Here is a 21,411-nt window from a genome sequence, read left to right on the forward strand (position 1 = left end):
TCGCGATGTCAGAGCCCCACCCCGAAGGCCGCCAGTTCGCTTTCCTGCTGGTCGACAAGTTCTCGATGTTCTCGCTGGTTGCCGCTATCGACACCTGTCGGTCGGCCAACCGCCTGCTCGGCCGCGACGTCTATGGCTGGACCACGGTGTCGGCCGATGGCGAGGCGGTGATCGCCTCCAACGGCCTGCCGCTCAAGGTCGACTATTCCGTCGCCGACGTGCCGGCGGTCGACATCATGTTCGTCTGCGTCGGCGTCGCCACCGAATTTCCCGGCAAGAGCAAGGTGCTCGGCGCGCTTCGTTCCTGGGGCCGGCGCGGCGCTGCCCTGGGCGCGCTGTCGGTCGGCTCCTATCTGTTGGCCGAAGCCGGCCAGCTCGACGGCTACCGCTGCACCATCCATTGGGAAAACCGCGCCGGTTTCATGGAGAAGTTCCCTGACATCGAGTGCACCAACAACGTCTTCGAGATCGACCGCAAGCGCTACACCTGTGCCGGCGTCACCACCTCGATCGACCTGATGCTCGAGATCATCAAGCGCGATTTCGGCGCCAATCTCGCCAACGAGGTTGCCAACCAGTTTCAGCACGAGCGCATCCGTTCTGCCGGCGACCGCCAGCGCGTTGGCCCCGAACGTGACCTCACCGGCAAGTCGGACAAGCTCAAGCGCATCGTCGAACTGATGGCCGACCATCTCGATGAGCCCCTGTCGGCGGTGCAACTGGCAAAGACGGCCGGGCTGTCGGTTCGCCAGGTCGAGCGCCTGTTCCTGCGCCATCTCAATGTGACGCCTGGCCGTTATTACATGCGGCTCAGGCTCGAGCGCGCGCGTGAATTGCTGCGCCAGACCAACATGCCGATCCTCGACGTGGCGATCGCCACCGGCTTCACCTCGCATTCCTATTTCGCGCAAAGTTACCGGCTGCAGTTCGGCCGTCCGCCGAGCGAAGAACGCCGCACCACCTATTGATCAGCCTCAGGGTTGTCAGCCCAATGGCCGTTGTTTAGCTTCGCGTCATTCAACTGAATCGGCGAGGGGCAGCATGAAGGCGTTTACACGAGGCATCCTGGCGTCTGTCCTCATGCTGTCGGGAGTGGCAAGCGCCAATGCCGCCGATCGCGCCATCATCGTACTCGATGCCTCCGGCTCGATGTGGGGACAGATCGACGGCAAGCCGAAGCTGGAAATCGCCCGCGAGGCGCTGCGCTCGGTGCTTACCACCATTCCCGCCGACACCGAACTCGGGCTGATGGCCTATGGCCACCGCGAAAAGGGCAGCTGCACCGACATTGAACTGGTGGTGCCGCCGGCGTCAGGCTCGGCAAGCGCCATCACCGTTGCCGCCGACAGCATGAAATTCCTCGGCAAGACGCCATTGTCCGCTGCCGTCAAGCAGGCCGCCGAGGACCTCAAATACACCGAGGACAAGGCGACAGTGATCCTGATCACCGACGGGCTCGAGACCTGCAACGCAGACCCTTGCGCATTGGGCAAGGAACTGGAGCAGTCGGGTGTCGATTTCACCGCCCATGTCGTCGGCTTCGGCCTGACGGCGGAAGAGGGCAGGCAGGTCGCCTGCCTCGCCGAAAACACCGGCGGCAAATACATCCAGGCAACCGACGCCAAGGGTCTGGAAGATGCGTTGGTGCAGACGGTTGCCGCGCCGGCCCCGGCCCCGGAACCTGCGCCTGCGCCGGAACCGGCCAAGCCGGAGTTCAACTTCGCTCCCGAGCTGACGCTGGCCGAAGGCGGCGCGCCGCTGAAGGACGCCGGCAACGCCTGGGAAATCTACAAGGCCAATGCCGACGGCTCCAAGGGCGAGCGCCTGACCACCGAATACAACAACTACAAGGGATCGCTTGAAGCCGGCGACTACATCATCCGTGCAACGCTCGGCGAAGCGGCTGTCGAACAGCCGCTGAAGGTCGAGGCCGGCCAGGCCTACAAGCCGCTGTTCGTGCTCAATGCCGGCACGCTCGTCGTCAGGCCACGCCCCAGCGAAGGCGCCGACATCGTCGATGGGGCGGCCGTCGTGCTCGACTTCCCTGGTGGCGACCACCCGGCGACCTATTACGGCCAGACCAAGGTGGTGCTGCCTGCCGGCGAAACCAGGCTGAAGGTCACCATCGGCCAGGGCGAGGCCAATGAGACGATCCAGCTTGCTGCCGGCCAGACCGTCGAAAAGGACATCATCGTCGGCGTCGGCCATGTCGTGGTCAATGCGATCTATGCCGAGGGCGCCGACAAGGTCGACGCCGGCGGTCTCGACGTCAGGGTCTACAAGGCCAGGAAAAAGATCGACGGCACCCGCGACCAGGTCACCTATGGCTACGGTCCGGACAACAAGTTCGACCTGCCCGCCGGCGACTATGTCCTGGTCGCCCGCATGGACCAGTCCGAGGCCGAACAGCCCTTCAATGTCCGGGTCGGCGAGCAGGGCCAGGTGACCGCCGTGCTCGGCGCCGGCGTGCTGGCGATCGATGCTCCCGGCGCCAAGGAAATCCGCGTCTTTGCGGCCAAGAAGGACATCCAGGGCAATCGCCAGGGTTTCGGCTACGCCTACGACCAGAAGCACCAGACGACCTTGCCGGCAGGCGACTATGTTGTCGAGGTCGATCGCGGCGAAGCCGGCAAGAAGGAGGCTTCGGCGACCGTCAGGGCCGGCGAGCGCAGCGAGCTGACGATCCAATAGGCCGGAGCGCAGCGAGCTGACGATCCAGTAGGCTTGCAAAGGAACGAGGTCGCGGCTATCTAGGGCGCGCAACTCGAACAACAAAGGAGGGCTGCGTGTACACGTTTTTTCGTCACCACCGTCAGCGCGGCCCTGTCCACGCCCTGCAGATGCGTTTGCAGGGCTGACCTCGGACGACGCGCCAACAGCATCGACCCCAACGATCAGTTACGATTTTTGGACAGTATGATGCGGCATTCGATGTTGCGTATCTCTCTCCCGGTCTGCCCTCAGTGGTGATGCGGCCTCGAGCCTTGGGCTCGTCCGCATCTGGACAATCACCGGACTCGGTTTCCCAAAAGCATCTCGTATGATCGGATGCGGGCGATGGTCCGGCCAGACCAGAGAACTGATATGGCTTTGATCAATCTGAGGTCGCTCGGCGTCACGCTCGGTGCACCGCTCTTCTCCAATCTCAACCTGTCCGTCGAACCGGGTGACCGGCTTGGCATCGTCGCCGCCAATGGTCGCGGCAAGTCCACGCTGCTGCGCGCGATCACGGGCGCCTTCGAGCCGACATCAGGCGATATCACCCGTTCACGCGGCCTGCGGGTCGGCCATGTCGAGCAGGACGTGCCGGCAAGCCTGATCGACATGGCGTTCCATGACGCCGTCCTTGCAGCGCTTCCCGCCGATCAGGCTGAGAGCGAGAGCTGGCGCGTCGACATCGTTCTCGACGATCTCGACGTGCCCGAGGAGATGCGGCAGCGGCCCTTGTCGAAGCTGAGTGGCGGCTGGCAGCGGTTGGCCCTGCTTGCCCGCGTCTGGGTGACCGAGCCTGACATGCTGCTGCTCGACGAGCCGACCAACCATCTCGACCTCGCGCGCATCGCCCAGCTCGAAGGCTGGCTGAACGCCCTGCCGCGCGACGTGCCGGTGGTGATCTGCAGTCACGACCGCGCCTTCCTCGACGCCGTCACCAACCGGACGCTGTTCCTCAGGCCAGAGAACTCGCAGGTCTTTTCGCTGCCCTATTCCAGGGCACGGGACGCGCTTGATGAGATCGATGCATCGGAGGCCCGCCGCTTCGAGAAGGACATGAAGACGGCGCAGCAATTGCGCCGCCAGGCCGCCAAGCTCAACAACATCGGCATCAATTCGGGCAGCGACCTTCTGGTGGTGAAGACCAAGCAGTTGAAGGAGCGGGCCGAGCGGCTGGAGGATGCGGCGCGGCCGGCCCATCAGGAGCGTTCGGCTGGCGCCATCAGGCTCGCCAATCGTGGAACCCATGCCAAGGTGCTGGTCACCTTCGACGACGCGCCCGTCACCACGCCAGATGGAACGCTGCTGTTCCGTACCGGCAAACTGTGGCTTCGCCAGGGCGACCGCGTCGTCCTTTTGGGCCGCAACGGCACCGGCAAGACCCGGCTGGTCAACATGGTCAGGCAGGCCATCGGCGCACCGGAAAACGCCAGGGACGTGGTCAAGGCGACGCCCTCGCTGGTGCTGGGGTATGGCGACCAGGGCCTGTCCGATCTCAGGGACAAAGACGCACCGCTGTCGATGCTGACGCGTCGGTTCGAGCTCGGCGAGCAGCGTGCCCGGACCTTGCTTGCCGGCGCCGGCCTGACCGTCGAGATGCAGGGCAATCCGATCGGCCGCCTGTCCGGCGGCCAGAAGGCGCGGCTCGGCATGCTGGTGCTCAGGCTGACAAACCCGAACTTCTACTTGCTCGACGAGCCGACCAACCATCTCGACATCGATGGGCAGGAGGCGCTGGAGGATGAACTGCTGAAGCACGAGGCGAGCTGCCTGCTCGTCTCGCACGACCGCAGCTTCGTCCGCGCCGTCGGCAACCGCTTCTGGCTAATCGAGAAGAAACGGCTGGTCGAAGTGGAGAGCCCGGAAGGCTTCTTTGCAGATGTGGCGAAAAACGGCGCCTAGCCGCCGTCGCGCGAAATGACCTGCCGGAGCCTTGGTTTCGGCAGGCCGTTTCGGCGTGCTATCGTCGCATGACGAGCATTTCAGGAGACCGTCATGCGCTTGAGCGTCACTGCGATCATTCTCGCCGCTGCGACCAGTGCGGCAATGGCTTCGACCGTCACGCTGGATCTGCCGGGGGATGCGGAGGTCGAGCGCAACGCGGTCGACTATGGATGCGGCGACCAGACGGTGAAGGCCGAATACGTCAATGCCGGCGACAATTCGCTCGCCGTGCTCACGCTCGGTGACCGGACGGTCGTGGCCGTCACCGTGCTGAGCGCCAGCGGCGCCAAATATGCCGGCCAGAACTATGTCTGGTGGACCAAGGGCGACAATGCCGATCTCTACGACCTGACCAAGGGCGAGGATGCACCGGCGGTGATGTCTTGCGAGGTGGTGAAGTAGCGAGAGGCTCGACCTCGGGGTAGAGCCTCGGCTTTTGGACTAGGCCGTGCCGAAGGCACTTGCGCCGTGGTCGGCGCGGCCGGCCATCTGGCGGAAGCCGGCGAACAGCTCGCGGCCCATGCCGTGCTCGTTGCCCGAGAGGTCGCAGACCGGTTCCGGGCGCAGCGCCAGATCTCCGGCGGGAACCAGGACCTCGAGCGTGCCGACCTCGGCGTCGAGCCTCACGATGTCGCCGTCATGGACCCGCCCGATCGGCCCGCCTTCGAGCGCTTCCGGCGTGACATGGATCGCCGCCGGCACCTTGCCTGAGGCACCCGACATGCGGCCGTCGGTGACCAGCGCCACCTTGTGGCCGCGGTCCTGCAGGATGCCGAGCACGGTGGTCAGCTTGTGCAGTTCCGGCATGCCGTTGGCCTTGGGGCCCTGGAAGCGGATGACGGCGATGAAATCGCGGTCGAGAAGACCGGCCTTGAAGGCGTCGTTGAGGCCTTGCTGGCTGTCGAACACCAGCGCCGGCGCCTCGATGATGCGGCGCTCGGGCTTGACCGCCGAGGTCTTGATGATGGCATGGCCGAGATTGCCGCCCAGCACCTTGAGGCCGCCGGTCGGCTGGAACGCCTTGGCGGCGGGCGCCAGCACCTTTTCGTCGCCGCTGACCTTGGGTGCCGCCTCGCGCACCACCGAGCCGTCGGCGCCGAGCTTGGCTTCGACGGCATAGGGACGCAGACCTTCGCCCCACACAGTCTGCACGTCCTCATGCAGCAGGCCGGCGTCGAGCAGTTCGCGGATCAGGAACCCCATGCCGCCGGCTGCCTGGAAGTGGTTCACGTCGGACAGGCCGTTCGGGTAGACGCGGGCAAGCAGCGGCACTGCATCCGACAGGTCGGAGATGTCCTGCCAGGTCAGGCGGATGCCGGCAGCGGCGGCCATGGCGATCAGGTGGATGGTGTGGTTGGTCGACCCGCCCGTGGCGTGCAGGCCGACGACACCGTTGACCACCGAGCGCTCGTCGATCATGTGGCCGACCGGTGTGTAGGCGTTGCCGAGATGGGTAATGGCGAGTGCCCGCCTTGTCGCCTCGCGGGTCAGCGCATCGCGCAGCGGTGTTCCAGGATTGACGAAGGAGGCGCCCGGCGTGTGCAGGCCCATGATTTCCATCAGCATCTGGTTGGAGTTGGCGGTGCCGTAGAAGGTGCAGGTGCCCGGTCCATGATAGGACTTGGACTCGGCTTCGAGCAGCTCGGCGCGGCCGACCTTGCCTTCGGCATAGAGCTGGCGAACCTTGGCCTTCTCATCGTTCGGCAAACCTGACGTCATCGGTCCGGCCGGCACGAACACTGCCGGCAGGTGGCCGAAGGTCAGCGCCGCGATCACCAGGCCCGGCACGATCTTGTCGCAGACGCCGAGATAGACGGCGGCGTCGAACATGTTGTGGCTGAGGCCGATTGCGGCCGACATGGCGATGACATCGCGCGAAAACAGCGACAGCTCCATGCCGGGCTGCCCTTGCGTGACGCCGTCGCACATCGCGGGAACGCCGCCGGCCACCTGGGCAATGCCGCCGGCTTCGCGCGCCGCGTCCTTGATCAGCTGCGGATAGGTCTCGAACGGCTGATGCGCCGACAGCATGTCGTTGTAGGAGGTGATGATGCCGAGATTGGCGACCTTGTCGCCGCCGAGCGCGACCTTCTCCGAAGGGCTGCAGACGGCAAAGCCGTGGGCAAGGTTGCCGCAGGAGAGCACGCCGCGATTGGCGGTCTTGCCGGCTGCTGCATTGACGCGATCGAGATAGATTTCGCGGCTGACCTTCGAGCGTTCGCGGATGCGCTCGGTGATGGCTTGGATGTCGTTCCTGGCTGTCATGGCCTCAGTCCTTTCAACGCGGGGCCCGAACCGGGAGGAGTTTCGGGCTGGCATGGACCGGCAGACGGCGCAGCCGACTGCGCCGGACCATGCTCGATTTAGGCATTCGCGGCGCCGCGGCCCCTGGAGGAGCTCGGCGCGGCCGGGTCCCGATCACGGGGCCCAGTAGATCTCGGCGGCGCGCGGCGCCCGGTCGATCACGGTGCTGATCGGCAGGGCCTTGTCGGTGGCCAGTGCCGCCTCGATGACGTTGCGCTTTTCCGCGCCCTCGATATGGATGACGACCAGCCCGGCGCCCACCAGCGCAGGCAGCGTCAATGTCAGCCGCGGCTCGCCGGCGCTGTCGGAATGAACCGGCATCACCAGCCGGGACGAAGCCGGGTCGAGCAGGGCGTCGAGCCCGGCAGCATCGGGGAAGAACGAAGCGGTGTGGCCGTCGCCGCCCATGCCGAGGATCGCCGCATCGAGCGGCCAGGGCAGGGGCTTCAGCGCGGACTCCGCAAGGCGCACGCCGTCCTCGACACTCGTTGCCTCTTGGAACAGCGGCGCGAAACGGGCGGCGGACGCCGCGTTCTGCAGCAGGTTAGCCTTGGCAAGCGATGCGTTGGAACGTGATGAAGTCTCTGGAACGAAACGCTCGTCGACAAGCGTCACCGTTACCTTGCCCCAGTCGAGCTCTTCGCGCGACAGAGCTGCGAAGAACCGGCCGGGCGTCGAGCCACCGGAAACGGCCAGGAACGCTTCGCCGCGCCGCGAGATCGCCGCGCGCAGAGTGTCGGCGACAGCAACGGCCAGCGAAGCTGCCAACGCGTCGCGCGTCTCAAACTCGTTCCAGTGGGGCGCAATGCCAGCCATGGCGCTCAATTGCTCTCATGCCAGGTGCGACCGTCACGCTCGATCAGCGCGATCGACGCCGACGGACCCCAGGTGCCGGCGGTATAGCCCTGGGCTTCCTGGCGGCTGCCTTCCCAGGCGTGCTGGATCGGGTCGATCCACTTCCATGCCGCCTCGACCTCGTCGCGGCGCATGAACAGCGTCTGGTTGCCGCGCACCACGTCCATGATCAGGCGCTCATAGGCATCCGGCGCGCGCCCGTCGAAGGACTGGGCGAAGCTCATGTCGAGCGGGATCTGGCGCAGACGCATGCCGCCCGGGCCTGGATCCTTGATCATGATGAACTGCTTGACGCCCTCGTCGGGCTGCAGGCGGATGACCAACTGGTTGTTGAAGATCGGACCGGCGCTCTCGCCGAAGATCGAGTGCGGGATCGGTTTGAACTCGATGACGATCTCGGAGACACGCGAGGCCAGCCGCTTGCCGGTGCGTAGATAGAACGGCACTCCGGCCCAGCGCCAGTTGGCGATCTCGGCCTTGATGGCGACGAAGGTCTCGGTGTTGCTCTCCGCACCCAGCTCCTCGATGTAACCCTTGACCGGGCCACCGGCCGATGCGCCGGCGCGATACTGGCCGCGCACCGTCTGCTTCGGCGCCTCGTTGCCGTTGACCCGCTTCAGTGCATTGAGAACCTTGAGCTTTTCGTCGCGGACGGCATTGGCCTCCATCGAGGCCGGTGCCTCCATGGCGACGAGGCAGAGCAACTGCAGCATGTGGTTCTGCACCATGTCGCGCAAGGCGCCGGCCTTGTCGTAATAGGTGACGCGGTCTTCCAGGCCGACGGTTTCGGCCACCGTGATCTGCACGTGGTCGATATGGGCCGAGTTCCACAGCGGCTCGTAGAGCGCGTTGGCGAAGCGCAGCGCCATCAGGTTCTGCACCGTCTCCTTGCCGAGATAGTGGTCGATGCGGAAGATCTGGTGCTCGCCGAAATCGTCGCCGATGATGTCGTTCAGCGCCCTGGCTGACTCGAGGTCGCGGCCGATCGGCTTTTCCACGACGATGCGGGAATCCGAAGTGACCAGTTTGTGCGCCTTGAGGTGGTCGGAGATGTCGCCGAACAGGCTGGGGGCCACAGCGAGATAGAAGACGCGGATGCGCTTGCTGTCGGCAAGCGACTTCTTGAGTTCGGCAAAACCGTCGCCCGACTTGGCATCGACGGTGACGTAGCTCAGCCGGTCGAGGAAGGTCGCGAGTTCCTTTTCCTCGATATATTCGGGCTTCACGTGATCCGAGATCGCCTTCTTGGCGAAGGCGCGGAACTCCTTGTCGTCCATCTTGGTGCGCGACGCCCCGATGATGCGGGTCGGCTCGGAAAACTGGTGGTCGCGCTGGCGGTGATAGAGCGCCGGCAACAGCTTGCGTTCCGACAGGTCGCCGGTGCCCCCGAAAATGATGAAGTCGAAAGGATCGACGGGGATGATCTGGCTGGTCATGATCGTTCCAATTTCAAGACGGTCGTCGCGTCGCCGCCTGATATAATCTAATCGATTTAAAAGCGCCAGCCCAAAAGCCAGTGCCACGGTGTCACACGCGAAGATTTGATAGTGGTCCAGACGAAGCCGTGGCGCCAGCCGAAGATAGGTTGTTTCGGGCTGCAAGGCATGTACCCGATGCCGGAGATGCTGCCGTGCATCCCTGCCGCCATGTAGCCCGGCTCACTATCTGATCGGCTCCAGCAGGGCGTCGATCGTGTCGTCGCGATCGGCAAGCGCCGGTCCGGTCGAGAGGCTTTCGGGGCCGCCAGCCACGACAGCAGGAGGTGTCGGGCACACCGGCGGGACCGGGACCGTGCCGTCATTGAACGGCGCCTCGCGCGCGGTGACCGTCGCGCACATGCGTTCGATGCCGACCTGCAACTGCAGCGAGTAGTCGAGCGGCCGCGCCAAGACAGCTGTCTGCGTGCCGAAGTAACGCGACTCGCCGTCGAACACGCCGCCGGCGAAGATGTCGCGGAAATACTCCAAGAGCCGGCGCTGGTAATCGACCGGCGTCGCCGGCTGCCGTGGCAAGTTGCCGAAATCGTCGCTGCGCGGATATTGCGCCGAACCATGGCACGAAACGCAGGAGCTGATCTGGTTGTCGGCCGGGCCGTTGACGCGCCCACCCCAGCCAAGCTCCTTGCGCCCGGCCCAGCCATAGATCTTTCCCTCGAGCGTTTCGTTGAGCACGTTCTGGCGCAATTGTCCCGGCGGCGGCACGAAGCGGTCATTGCCCCAGCTCAGCCCGACCGGCACCAGCTTTTTCCACGGATCGGTGCCGGGAACGCTGCCCTGGTAGACGAAGGTGCCGAACACCCATCCGGTTTGCAGCGAGCGCGGGTCGCGCACGGCGATGTCGATCTGATAGAGATGCAGCTTACCGATGCGGTTGGGCGCCCGGCCGATGTCAACTTCCCATTCCGGTGCGCCGGCGAGATAGGGGATGTCAGTTGCCGTGGCGGTGGTGAACAGCAGCTTGAACGTCGTCGTGCCGATGGGAAAATAGATGTCGTCGATCTTGGGGCTGCACGGGTCGTTCCACACCTTGGCGAAGGTGGTGGCGCCGAGCGCATTGTAAAAGCCGACCGCCCATGTATCGAAGGACTTGGTCACGCCCTCGGCGAGCTGTTCCGGGTCGGTGGCGCGTTCCTTGGTCAAGCCGTGCAGGAATTCCCGTCCCGAATTGCCCGGATGCATCCAGAGCGCATGATACCAGTTGCGCACATTGTTGTCGGCAACGTCGAAGTCGACGGCGATGTTGCCCTCGAACGAATAGTCGAGCACCGCCTGGATATAGGCGCGCCAGTCCTGGGTGAAGTCGATCGACAGGAAGGCCGGAAGTGGTTCACTGGTGCTTGCGGGGAAGTCGAAGCGGCCCTTGAAGCCCTGCGCCTCGGTGAAGCCGGGCGGTATGCCGCGCTTTTGGTTGTAGCTCGGCACCATGCAGGCTGCATTCGCTGCTTGCTGGAAGCCGATGAACAGACCTGCACTTGCTGAAAACAATGCAAATAAGAAACGAAGTTTCATGCTTGCGTCCCCACCCAGAGGCAGACATTTACTTTAGAATTGTTTGAAGTGTGCCGCAAGCCGAGCACTCCGCGGCAACTGCTTGTCTGTTGCTGACCGAGGCGTTTTCGTTTTCGATGAGTGGCTGGTGACAGGGTTCGATTCGAAAGGGGCGTAACGTGGCGGACAGGCTCAAGGACAAGGTCGCGATCATCACGGGCGGTGCCGCCGGTTTTGGCGAAGGCATGACCAGGCGTTTTGCCGAGGAGGGCGCGAAGGTCGTCGTTGCCGATCTGAACTCCAGGGAGGCCGAGCGGGTCGCGGTCGAGATCGGCAATGGCGCGATCGCAATCACAACCGACGTGTCGCAGCGCGCCGAATTCGACGAGCTGGTCTACGCTACCAAAAGTGCCTTCGGCCGCATCGACATCATGGTCAACAACGCCGGCTACACCCACCGCAACGGCGATCTCGTCGATGTCGAGGAAGACGTCTTCGACCTGATCACCGCAGTCAACATGAAGGCGATCTACCATGCCGCGCGCGCGGTCGTGCCGATCATGGAGCGCCAGGGCGGCGGTTCGATCCTGACCACTGCCTCGACCGCCGGCCTGAGACCGCGCCCGGGCCTGACCTGGTACAATGCCTCCAAGGGCTGGGCGATCACCGCGACCAAGTCGATGGCGGTCGAGCTCGCGCCCAGGAACATCCGCGTCAACTGCCTCTGCCCGGTCGCTGGCGAGACAGGCATGCTGGAAAAGTTCATGGGCAAGGACACGCCCGAGATTCGCGAAAAGTTCAAGGCGTCGATCCCACTCGGCCGTTTCTCGACCCCGCTCGACATTGCCAACGCCGCCCTGTTCCTGGTCTCCGACGAGGCCTCTCTGATCACCGGCGTGGCCATGGAAGTGGATGGCGGGCGCTGCATTTGAGCATTTCTGCCGCGAGGTAACCGCGCTTTCGACCTGAAATTGTGGTCGCAAAGCTTGACCGCTGCTGCCTGAACCCTATTCCAATGGCTTAAAACCAATGGGAAACGCCATGCACAGGGTTGCGATCAGCGGGACCGGCATCTTCACGCCGGAAGAGGTCATCACCAACGCCGAGTTGGTGGCCTCCTACAATGAATATGCCCACCGCCAGAACAAGCTCCACGCCGACGCCATCGAGGCGGGCGAGCGCGAGCCGATGGCGATGTCGTCGGAAGAGTTCATCGTCAAGGCTTCGGGCATCGAGCGCCGCCATGTCGTCTCCAAGTTCGGCATTCTCGATCCCGGCATCATGCACCCGGTGCTGCCTGAGCGCGCCGAGGACGAGCTGTCGCTGATGGCCGAGATTTCGGTCAAGGCGGCTGATGAGGCGATGAAGAAGGCGGGCCTGACCGCCGCCGACATTGACGCGGTCATCTGCGCTGCCTCCAACCACGAGCGTGCCTATCCGGCTGTCGCCATCGAGGTGCAGCAGGCGCTCGGCATCAAGGGGTTTGCCTTCGACATGAACGTCGCCTGTTCGTCGGCGACCTTCGGCATTCAGCTTGCAGCCGACATGATCCGCACCGGCTCGGCCCGGGCGATCCTGATGGTCAATCCGGAGATCACCTCCGGGCATCAGGAATGGCGCGACCGCGACTGCCACTTCATCTTCGGCGATGTCTGCACGGCCGTCGTGCTGCAGCGCGCCGACGAGGTGAAGGCGGACGATGCCTATGAGGTGCTGGCCACCCGTTGTCTCACCGAGTTCTCCAACAACATCCGCAACAACAACGGCTTCCTGCGCCGCACCCGCGAAGGCCACATGGCCGATCGCCGCGACATGCAGTTCCACCAGGAAGGCCGCAAGGTGTTCAAGCAGGTGGTGCCGATGGTGGCCGAACTGATGCTCGGCCATCTGGCGGAGCAGGGCATCGAGCCGCAAAACCTGTCGCGGCTGTGGTTGCACCAGGCCAACAAGGGCATGAACGACCTGATCGGCTCGAAGGTGCTGGGTCGCGAGCCGAGCCGCGAAGAGCAGCCCAACGTGCTGCAGGACTACGCCAATACCTCGTCCGCCGGCTCGATCATCGCGTTTTCGAAATTCTCCGACGACCTGCCCACTGGCAGCCTCGGCGTGATCTGCTCTTTCGGCGCCGGCTACTCCGCCGGCAGCGTGATCGTCAGGAAGCTTTAAGCCTCGCCGCGCAGCCGCTCGACCACCCGGTCGGCCATGCGTTCGCAGCGCCAGCCATTGAACGGGAACAACTCGGCAAAGCCGCTCGACAGGCGTTTTTCGATCGCTGCCCGCATCAGCTTGCGGGCGCGGAACAGCCGCGTCTTGACCGTCTCGGGCTTGAGCGCCAGCTGTGCCGCGGTCTCGTCGATGCTCATCTCCTCGACGTCGCGCAGGATGAAGACAATGCGAAAGGCCGCCGGCAATTCTTCGATCGCCTGTTCGAGCAAGGCGCGTACCTGCCCGCGACCAAGCTCGGCATCTGCGCCCGGTGGTGTCAGCGATGTCGAGAACATGATCACCTGGCCTCCATTGGCGGCGGCATCCAGTTCGTCCAACTCGCCGGACGGCCGTCGCTTGCGGATACGCGTGATCGCCTCGTTGAGCGCGATCTTCGTGAGCCATGTCGAAAACAGCGCCTCGCCCTTGAAGCTTTCGAGCCGGGTAAAGGCCCTGACATAGGCCTCCTGCACCGCGTCCTCCGCCTCTGCGTCGTCGCGCGTGACGGCACGGGCAATGCGGAAAAGCCGCTGGTTGTTGCGTTTGATGAGCGCGCGGATGGCGTTCTCGCCACCTTGACGCGCGAGTGCCACCAGTTCCTCGTCGCGGTACCTGTCGAGGTCGACCTGTTTCCGCAAGGTTGCCAGTTGCATGTTGTCGCTCCAGTTTCCGGCTCGCCGTTCACGCCTTGCGGACGATGCCCTTGGCGATGATCTCGTCCACCGGCGGAAACGCGTCCAGCGCGATGTCAGGCAGCGGCGTCGGTGTCTGGTCTGCCGCTGTTGCCGTCTTGACCGGTGCAGGCGGCACGCCGACCACGATCCGCCCGACCATGCCGGCGTGCTCGTGCGGCACGCAATAATAGTCATACACCCCAGGCACCGTCAGCGTTACCGAGAAGGTCTCGCCCGGCATCAGATAGTCGGAATTCCAAGGCTGGGCGTTGACAGGAATGCGCAGCGGCCGCTCGAACATGTCTGGGTGATACGCCGTCACTGTGTGCGAATTGCCGGGGTCGCGATTGGTCCAGCGGATGGTCTGGCCGGGCTCGATGTGAATGCCGATCGGATCGAACCAGACACGCGCTCCATCATCCTTGCCATGCATCTCGACGTCGACTGCGCCGGCCGAGAGCGCCGGCCTTGCCAGAAGCGCGGCGAGGAAAAATCCCCCGCCGGCTTCGATCATGCGTCTGCGCGTGACGATCATTTCGCCACACGTGCCTCGTCGGCCTTGGCCACATGCCACAGCACGACATGGGCATGCGGCTCTTCCACCCCGGGATGGCCGGCATTGTAGTAGACGCTGACGTGGTCGACATTGCCGCCCGGTGAAGCAAGATCGTCGAAGCGCTTGTCGGGATTGAGATCCTTGATCGGCAGCATGTAGATGGTGCTGACCAGCTTGCCGTCATGGTCGTAGGCGAGGAACGGTCCGGCCGGCAGCGACGCGGGATCGACGAACAGTTGGCCCATGCCGGGCAGGAAGTCGGGCAGCTTGACCAGGCTGCTGACCGCCTTGAAGGCGCCGGCCGGCGGCGACTTGGCGACATCGGCGGGAATGTCGTGAGCAAGCGCGGGCAGGGCACTCGCGAGCACGAGGGAAAGTGCGGCGGAAACCAGTTTCATCTAGATATCTCCTGCTGGCGCCAACGCATTGTGCGGTGGCTTCAGTCATTGGATGTCAGCGATCGAAAAAGGTTCCCGTGAATGTGCGGCCGCCTGCCCATGGTGAAGGCAGAGGTCATCATCGATGATGCTCGGGGAACGCATCGCGTAAAATTCCAAGGACAAGGGAGATTCCCGATCCCGGCCGCGATCGCCGGGACCGCTGCAATGTAGATGCAATCTTGGCGGCGTAGCTGCCCGGGAACATCATCCACAAACTGGGATCAGACATGTCTCTCAGCACTGCACGCCGCGCTGTCGGCACACTTGCCGTCGCCGCCGCGATCTTCCTGGCCGGCTGCCAGTCGGACGTCATGAAGGGCTATATCGGCCAGCCGCTCGAGTCGGTCATCATCGACTACGGCCCACCCACCTCGGTGATCGAACTCGGCCGTGGCCAGCGCGCCTACCAGTGGAGCAAGATATCGACAAACGCCGTCGCCGGCTCGACCAGCGGCGAGTATCGCGACACCAGGCGCGGCACGCGTTATGAGGAATACACCACGCCAGGCTATGTCGAGCAGCAGGAGTGCTTCTACACATTCTACGCCACAAGGTCCGAGGGGCGCTGGTACATCACCAACTTCCGTAAGCCGAAGCTGGAATGCGAGTAACCGCTTGAGGCTGTGCCGTGCCGGTGGCGGGCCAATGCCCCTACCGGCTTTGGCTAGGCCCGGGGATTGATCGAAGGATTACGTGCATGCGCATTTTGCTGCTTGAGGACGAGCCGGAGATGGCCTCGGTGCTCAAATCGGCGCTGGCACGCCGCAACGTCATCGTCGATCACGTTGCCACGCTTGCCGATGCCGAGGCTGCGGCCGAGTTCGGACCTTACGATGCCATCGTGCTCGACCGCCGCGTGCCGGATGGCGAAGGCCTCGACCTCATTCCCAAGCTGCGCGCCTTGCGTGTCGATGCGCCGGTGTTGATGCTGACGGCACTCAGCGGCCTCAACGACAGGGTCACCGGGCTCGACGCAGGCGCCGACGACTATCTGGTCAAGCCGTTTGCCATGGAGGAGCTGATGGCGCGCCTGCGGGCGCTGCATCGCCGCCCTGTCGCGCTGCGCTCCGAGCAGACGGTGGTCGGCCGGCTCACCTATGATTTCCACCATCGCGAGGCGAGCGTCGGCGACAAGCCGCTGGAGCTGTTGCGGCGCGAGCAACTGGCGCTTGAAGCGCTGCTGCGCCGGCCCGGCCGCACCGTGCTGCGCGCGACGCTCGAAGAATCGGTCTACGCCATGGACGACGAGATCGGTTCCAACGCGCTCGATTCCCACCTCTCGCGGCTGCGCCGCAAGCTCGACGATGTCTCGGCCGGGGTCGAGATCAGGGCGATCCGCAATCTCGGCTATCTCTTGCGCGCCGTGGCATGAAGAAGCTGCGCCCGACTTCGCTGCAATGGGTCCTTGTCCGCCGCCTCATTCTCCTCCAGGCGGCGACGCTGATTACCTTCATCGCGCTCCTGTGCGCAGCGTTCTTCATCGCCCAGCCCCGACTGATCATCGATACTGAAGTGGCAGCCGGACTTGTCGCCGAGGCGATCGCGCGGGACGCGCAAGGTCGTCTCGTCATCGAGGATACCGATGACCTTCGCAAATTCCGGGAAGAGTTCCCCCACCTCTGGTTCGTCGTCCGCGACGAGAAGGGCGAGGTGCTCAGGGAAGGGGATGTTCCCGAAGCCTATGCAAAAGGCACGGGCGAACTTTTGTGGGGCGTGAACAAGGCGACCCTCGGTTTCAATAAGGAACTGCGCCTTCCCGAGGCGACGCTGATGAACGCCGACACCCGTACCGGCCGCATGCAGATCATCGCCGCGACGGTGGCCTCGCGCGACCAGACCGATGGCCTCGATATCAACGTCGACCTCGATTTCGACGTCGTCCGCTATCCCGACGGCCAGCCCATCTGGGTCCGGATCATCCCTATCCTGGCGCTCGTCGTGCTGATCATGCTCTCGCCGGTCATCATCGTCATGGGCGTGACGACGCTGGTCACCACGCCGGCAGTCGTGCGCCGCTCGCTTGCCGGCCTGGTCGCCACGGCGGGACAGGCCAAGCGCATCGACATCGACAATCGCGCCGTGCAACTGCCGACCGAGCAGGTGCCGACCGAGATCGCGCCGTTGGTCGAAGCCTTCAACAACGCGCTGTCACGCCTCGGACAGGGTTATGACCAGCGCAACCGCTTCCTGACCGACGCGGCGCACGAGCTGCGCACGCCGATCGCCATCCTGCGCACCCGCGCTGAACTTCTGCGCGAGGATCCCGAAAGCGCGCGCCTGCTGACGGACATCGAGCGTCTGTCCAACCTTGCGCAGCAGCTGCTCGACCGGCAGGTGCTCGACCAGTCGGCAGGTGCCCGCGAGGTCGTCGACCTCGTCGCATTCGCACGCCACCTCGCCGCAGATTTCGCGCCGCTGGCGCTCGGCGCCGGCTACGACTTTACCTTCGAGCCGTTGGCCACGAGCGTGCTGGTCAACATCCAGCCGTTGCAGATCCAGCAGGCAGTCACCAACCTCTTGCGCAACGCCATCGATCATGGCGGCGGCGAGGGCACCATATCGGTGGTGGTCGACGGCAGGGGTGGGGTGGAAATCCACGACGAGGGTCCGGGTATCCCCGACGACGAGCATGAGCGTGTGTTCCAGCCCTTCTATCGCCTGCGCCCGCGCAACAGCGGCGCCGGCCTCGGCCTCAATCTCGCCCGCGAGATTGCCCGGCTGCATGGCGGCAGCGTCGAAATCCTTGTTGGCCCGTGGGTCGGCGCCCGCGTCAGGCTACAGCTGCCGCTGTGGCAGCCGACGACGTCGGGCGCAAAGCCGCAGGCTGCGAGGCAGACCAGCTGAAGGCTGCGCCGAGCCATCTGCGCCGATGGAGTTTCGATCTGGACCTTGCCGTGCCCTTCAGCGGTCGACGCCCAGGGCCTAGCCATCGAACAGCGGCATGCCGCTGAAGCGGAGCGGAAGCGGCGATCATCGCCTTAAGCGTCGATGATCCGGGACAAAGGCCGCTTCGTAGATACGATCGACCAACTCGTCCGCCATGGCACTATATCCTGTCCCGCAGCGCGAACCAGTTGAGGGCGAGGAAAAGGAGCGGCGTCCGGAAACGCCGACCGCCGGGGAAGGGCGGGATCTTCAGCTCCTCGATCAGCTTGAGGCGGTCGCGGTTGCCGGCCACCGCCTCGGCGTAAAGTTTGCCGAAGAAGTTCGACAGCATCACCCCGTGGCCGGAGTAGCCGCCCATCGAGATGACGTTCGGCATCACCTCGCGCACGAACGGCTTGCGCGGCACGGTGATGCCGACATAGCCGCCCCAGCCATGGGTGATCTCGACATCCTTCAGTGCTGGGTAAATCTCGGTGATCTGCTTGCGGATGTGGATGTGGATGTCCTTGGGGTCGTTGACGCCGTAGATCTCGCGCCCGCCGAACAGCAGCCGCCCGTCCCGCGACTTGCGGAAGTAGCGCACGACGAAGCGGGAGTCGTCGACCGACTCGCCGCCGGGGATGACCTTCGAATCCGCGCCCAGCGGCACCGTGGCGCCGATGAACGAGCCGATCGGCATGATATGAGCGGCACTCACCGGCTCCAGCTTGCCGCCATAGGCGTTGACCGCGATCAGGCATTTCTGTGCCGTGATCGTGCCGCGCGGCGTCGTCACCCTGACCTTGCCGCCCTGTGAGGTGATGTCGGTCGATGGCGTGTTTTCGAAGAGGTGGGCGCCGGCGGCGGCCGCGGCGCGCCCCGTGCCGATCACCAGCTTGAGCGGATGAATGTGGCCGGTGCCGGTGTCGCGCGTGCCGCCATAGTAGTGCGTCGAGCCAAGCCGCTCGGCGGTTTCGCTCGCGTCCATGAAGCTGACATGCGGATAGTTGAAGCGGCTGGCCAAGATCTCGGCATGGGCCTTGTAGTCGTCGACATAACGCGGCTTGTGCGCCACCGACATCTGGCCCGGCATGTAGTCGATGTCGATGCCGTTGGCGGCGGTGAAATCGAGCAGGTGCGCCTTGGCCTCCTCGGCCAGGTCGAACAGCGCCTTGGCCCGGGTGAAGCCAAGCTCGCCTTCGAGCTCCTCGGCCCAGGCGCGCTGGCCGGTGCCGAGCTGGCCGCCATTGCGCCCCGAGGCGCCGTCGCCGAAGCGATGCGCCTCGATCAGAACGACATTGGTGCCCGCCTTGGCAAGATGCGTCGCTGCCGAAAGCCCGGTGAAGCCGCCGCCGATAATGACGACATCGGCCTGACGATCGCCGTCAAGCGCCGGATATTCGGGGCGGGGGCCAGCCGTGTCCTCGTACCAGGAGAAGCCGGGGGAAATAGGTGACTGATAGAGCATGATACGGAGATGGCTCCGGGATTTCGGGCGATGGGAGCAAACAGGGAATCGTGAGTAGCGAACAGGGAAATGAGCGCTTCTATTCGCTATTCCCCTGCTCGCTATTCGCTTCGTCACACGTTCAGCAACAAATACTCCCGCTCCCACGGACTGATCACTTCCATGAAGGTTTCGAACTCGGCGCGCTTGATCGCCGCGTAGGTCGAGGCGAAGGACTTGCCGAGCATCGTTGCCAGTTCGTCGTCGCTTTCGAACAGGTCGACGGCCTCAAGCAGGCCGCGCGGCAGGTCGATCTCGTCCTCGTTGGCGGTGGTCAGGATGGGCGGCTCGGCCACAAGCTTGTTGTTCATGCCGATCAGGCCGCAGGCGAGAGATGCCGCGAGCGCCAGATAGGGATTGGCATCCGAGGACGGGATGCGGTTTTCGACACGCCGCCCCGCCGGGTCCGAGCGCGGCACGCGGAAGGCCGTGGTGCGGTTGTCGTAGCCCCACTTGTTGTTGACCGGCGCCGAGGCCGCCTGCGTCAGGCGGCGATACGAGTTCACGTAAGGCGCCAGCATCACCAGCGCATTCGGCACATGCTGCTGCATGCCGCCGATGAAGTGGAAAAACGCATCGGTTTCCGTGCCATCCTCGCCGGTGAAGATGTTCTTGCCGGACTTCCTGTCGACGATCGACTGGTGGATGTGCATCGCCGAGCCCGGTTGGCCCTGGATCGGCTTGGCCATGAAGGTGGCGTAGGTGTCGTGCTTCAGCGCCGCCTCGCGGATCGTGCGCTTGAACAGGAACACCTGGTCGGCGAGCTCGATCGGGTCGCCATGACGCAGGTTGATCTCGAGCTGGCCGGCACCTTCCTCGTGGATCAGTGTGTCGATCTCCAGGCCCTGCGCCTCGGAGAAATGGTAGATGTCGTCGATGAGTTCGTCGAACTCGTTGACGCCGGCGATCGAATAGCCGGCACCGCCGCCGATCGGGCGGCCGGAGCGTCCGACGGGCGGGGTCAGCGGGTAATCGGGATCGGGGTTCTTGCGGACGAGATAGAATTCGATTTCGGGCGCGACAACCGGCCTGAGGCCGACCTTTTCGTAGGCCACCACCACGCGCTTCAGCACGTTGCGCGGCGTGAATTCGACGGGGCGGCCGTCCTGGTGGACGAGATCGCAGATCACCTGGGCGGTCGGGTCGTCTTCCCACGGCACCACTGAAAGCGTCGAGAGATCCGGCACAAGCTTCAGGTCGCCGTCATCCTCCGGGTATTCGAAGCCGTTGCCATCTTCGGGATAGACGCCCGAGATCGTCATCATGAACGGTGCCGACGGCAAGGCCAGCGAGGTGTTGGAGGTGAACTTGCTGGACGGCATCATCTTGCCGCGGGCAACGCCGGCCTGGTCAGGCGTGATGCACTCTATGTCCTCGATACCGCGCCATTCGAGCCATTCGGAGGCTTCCTTCCAGTTCTTCACACCACGCTTGTTTTTCACAAATGCGGGCGTGCGGGCGCGAGCCCCCCGAGTGGTCGGACGGACTTCCTTCTTTGCAGGCGGCATCATTCACCAGATTGTCGTTGCAGATTGCCGAGTATAGCCGGGCGCCATGAAATTAGAAAAGGGGGGCAATCAGGCTATTCTGCTTGGGTTCGAACTGAAATCAGCTGGTTTCGGTCCGATTTTCGGCCTAGAGAGCCGCCATGACATCTGCTTTGCCCTCCCTCACCACCATCGGATTCGATGCCGACGACACGCTCTGGCAGAACGAGCAGTTCTTCCGCATGACGGAAGAACACTTCGCCGAATTGCTCGCCGATCATGGCGAGGCAGAGCAGTTGAAGTCACGCCTGCTGGAGGCCGAAAAGCGCAACCTCGGCACCTATGGCTTCGGCATCAAGGGCTTTACCCTGTCGATGATCGAGACCGCGATCGAGGTGACGGAAGGCCGGGTTCCGGCTTCTGTGATCGAGAAGATCCTGGCCGCCGGCCGCGAGATGCTCAGCCATCCTATCGAGACGCTGCCGCATGTCCATGACACGCTCGAGGCGCTGGCCGGCCGCTACCGGCTGGTGCTGATCACCAAGGGCGACCTGTTCGACCAGGAGCGCAAGCTGGCCCAGTCGGGCCTCGGCGATTTCTTCAATGCCGTCGAGATCGTCAGCGACAAGTCGCGGCCGACCTACGAGCGCATTTTCAGCAGCCACGGCGATGGGCCGGCACGCAGCATGATGATCGGCAATTCGCTCAAGTCCGACGTCGTGCCGGCGATCGAGGCCGGCAGCTGGGGCGTCTACATCCCCCACGACCTGACCTGGGCCTACGAGCATGTTGACGAACCGACAGCGGCCGCACGCTTCCGCAAGCTGCAGCATCTCGGCGAACTGTCGAAGCTGTTGAAAAACCTCGACTGAGGT

At 64.3% G+C, this 21,411-nt stretch carries 19 protein-coding genes; 10 read left to right on the plus strand and 9 right to left on the minus strand.

What is annotated here, in order from left to right; all coding sequences use genetic code 11:
• The first annotated feature begins 5 nt into the window (after positions 1-5).
• The 4 genes from Amn_RS07130 (at position 6) to Amn_RS07145 (ending at position 5,058) form a co-directional block, all read left to right on the plus strand.
• Positions 6-968, plus strand: coding sequence for a GlxA family transcriptional regulator (locus Amn_RS07130; RefSeq protein ID WP_067967057.1), 963 nt, complete (start codon positions 6-8; stop codon positions 966-968).
• Positions 969-1,041: 73 nt separating this feature from the next.
• Positions 1,042-2,691 carry a vWA domain-containing protein gene (locus Amn_RS07135; protein ID WP_286295813.1) on the plus strand — a complete coding sequence of 550 codons (1,650 nt, stop codon included), beginning with the start codon at positions 1,042-1,044 and terminating at the stop codon, positions 2,689-2,691.
• 393 nt (positions 2,692-3,084) lie between these two features.
• The gene (locus Amn_RS07140; RefSeq protein WP_067965264.1) at positions 3,085-4,614 is read left to right on the plus strand and encodes an ABC-F family ATP-binding cassette domain-containing protein; all 1,530 of its coding nucleotides are present in this window, start codon (positions 3,085-3,087) and stop codon (positions 4,612-4,614) included.
• A gap of 93 nt (positions 4,615-4,707) precedes the next feature.
• The gene (locus tag Amn_RS07145; RefSeq protein ID WP_286295815.1) at positions 4,708-5,058 is read left to right on the plus strand and encodes an MliC family protein; all 351 of its coding nucleotides are present in this window, start codon (positions 4,708-4,710) and stop codon (positions 5,056-5,058) included.
• Between the two features lie 39 nt (positions 5,059-5,097).
• On the opposite strand, the gene edd is transcribed toward Amn_RS07145, so the two are convergent.
• The 4 genes from edd to Amn_RS07165 all read right to left on the minus strand — a co-directional run bounded on the left by edd (position 5,098) and on the right by Amn_RS07165 (position 10,823).
• Positions 5,098-6,921, minus strand: coding sequence for a phosphogluconate dehydratase (edd, locus tag Amn_RS07150; RefSeq protein WP_286295817.1), 1,824 nt, complete (start codon positions 6,919-6,921; stop codon positions 5,098-5,100).
• A 153-nt stretch (positions 6,922-7,074) separates the two neighbouring features.
• On the minus strand, positions 7,075-7,776 hold the full coding sequence (gene pgl / locus Amn_RS07155; RefSeq protein WP_286297939.1) for a 6-phosphogluconolactonase: 702 nt from the start codon (positions 7,774-7,776) through the stop codon (positions 7,075-7,077).
• 5 nt (positions 7,777-7,781) lie between these two features.
• Entirely contained in the window at positions 7,782-9,251 is a 1,470-nt protein-coding gene (gene zwf, locus Amn_RS07160; RefSeq protein WP_067965256.1) for a glucose-6-phosphate dehydrogenase, read from the minus strand.
• Between the two features lie 225 nt (positions 9,252-9,476).
• A complete protein-coding gene (locus Amn_RS07165; RefSeq protein WP_286295819.1) occupies positions 9,477-10,823 on the minus strand; it encodes a hypothetical protein in 1,347 nt (448 codons plus the stop codon).
• Positions 10,824-10,981: 158 nt separating this feature from the next.
• On the opposite strand from Amn_RS07165, the gene Amn_RS07170 reads away from it, so the two are divergent.
• The gene (locus Amn_RS07170) at positions 10,982-11,734 is read left to right on the plus strand and encodes an SDR family oxidoreductase (protein WP_286295821.1); all 753 of its coding nucleotides are present in this window, start codon (positions 10,982-10,984) and stop codon (positions 11,732-11,734) included.
• 109 nt (positions 11,735-11,843) lie between these two features.
• Entirely contained in the window at positions 11,844-12,968 is a 1,125-nt protein-coding gene (locus Amn_RS07175; RefSeq protein WP_154385321.1) for a beta-ketoacyl-ACP synthase III, read from the plus strand.
• Here the strand turns inward: Amn_RS07175 and Amn_RS07180 are convergent.
• Genes Amn_RS07180 through Amn_RS07190 form a run of 3 tightly spaced genes read right to left on the minus strand, consistent with a single transcriptional unit; the run spans position 12,965 to position 14,635 of the window.
• Positions 12,965-13,660, minus strand: a complete 696-nt coding sequence (locus Amn_RS07180; RefSeq protein WP_286295824.1) for an RNA polymerase sigma factor — start codon at positions 13,658-13,660, stop codon at positions 12,965-12,967. The two genes, Amn_RS07175 and Amn_RS07180, sit on opposite strands and share 4 nt — an antisense overlap.
• Positions 13,661-13,688: 28 nt before the next feature.
• The gene (locus tag Amn_RS07185) at positions 13,689-14,216 is read right to left on the minus strand and encodes a plastocyanin/azurin family copper-binding protein (RefSeq protein WP_192318276.1); all 528 of its coding nucleotides are present in this window, start codon (positions 14,214-14,216) and stop codon (positions 13,689-13,691) included.
• On the minus strand, positions 14,213-14,635 hold the full coding sequence (locus tag Amn_RS07190; protein ID WP_154385323.1) for a DUF5602 domain-containing protein: 423 nt from the start codon (positions 14,633-14,635) through the stop codon (positions 14,213-14,215). Before Amn_RS07190 ends, Amn_RS07185 begins: the two co-directional genes overlap by 4 nt.
• Positions 14,636-14,904: 269 nt before the next feature.
• Here Amn_RS07190 and Amn_RS07195 point away from each other — a divergent pair, with 269 nt between their 5' ends.
• From Amn_RS07195 to Amn_RS07205, 3 genes are all read left to right on the plus strand, one after another.
• On the plus strand, positions 14,905-15,288 hold the full coding sequence (locus tag Amn_RS07195) for a hypothetical protein (RefSeq protein WP_067965241.1): 384 nt from the start codon (positions 14,905-14,907) through the stop codon (positions 15,286-15,288).
• Between the two features lie 86 nt (positions 15,289-15,374).
• Positions 15,375-16,049, plus strand: coding sequence for a response regulator (locus tag Amn_RS07200; RefSeq protein WP_067965239.1), 675 nt, complete (start codon positions 15,375-15,377; stop codon positions 16,047-16,049).
• Complete coding sequence (locus Amn_RS07205) at positions 16,046-17,521, plus strand: sensor histidine kinase (protein ID WP_154385324.1); 1,476 nt, start codon at positions 16,046-16,048, stop codon at positions 17,519-17,521. Before Amn_RS07200 ends, Amn_RS07205 begins: the two co-directional genes overlap by 4 nt.
• Before the next feature lie 202 nt (positions 17,522-17,723).
• On the opposite strand, the gene Amn_RS07210 is transcribed toward Amn_RS07205, so the two are convergent.
• Both Amn_RS07210 and Amn_RS07215 read right to left on the minus strand, forming a co-directional pair.
• Complete coding sequence (locus tag Amn_RS07210; RefSeq protein WP_154385325.1) at positions 17,724-19,010, minus strand: NAD(P)/FAD-dependent oxidoreductase; 1,287 nt, start codon at positions 19,008-19,010, stop codon at positions 17,724-17,726.
• 113 nt (positions 19,011-19,123) lie between these two features.
• The gene (locus tag Amn_RS07215; protein ID WP_286295830.1) at positions 19,124-20,560 is read right to left on the minus strand and encodes a glutamine synthetase family protein; all 1,437 of its coding nucleotides are present in this window, start codon (positions 20,558-20,560) and stop codon (positions 19,124-19,126) included.
• A gap of 137 nt (positions 20,561-20,697) precedes the next feature.
• Here Amn_RS07215 and Amn_RS07220 point away from each other — a divergent pair, with 137 nt between their 5' ends.
• A complete protein-coding gene (locus tag Amn_RS07220) occupies positions 20,698-21,408 on the plus strand; it encodes an HAD family hydrolase (RefSeq protein ID WP_286295831.1) in 711 nt (236 codons plus the stop codon).
• The last annotated feature ends 3 nt before the right edge of the window (positions 21,409-21,411 follow it).

Source organism: Aminobacter sp. Y103A, from assembly GCF_030294925.1.
Classification (GTDB): domain Bacteria; phylum Pseudomonadota; class Alphaproteobacteria; order Rhizobiales; family Rhizobiaceae; genus Aminobacter; species Aminobacter ciceronei.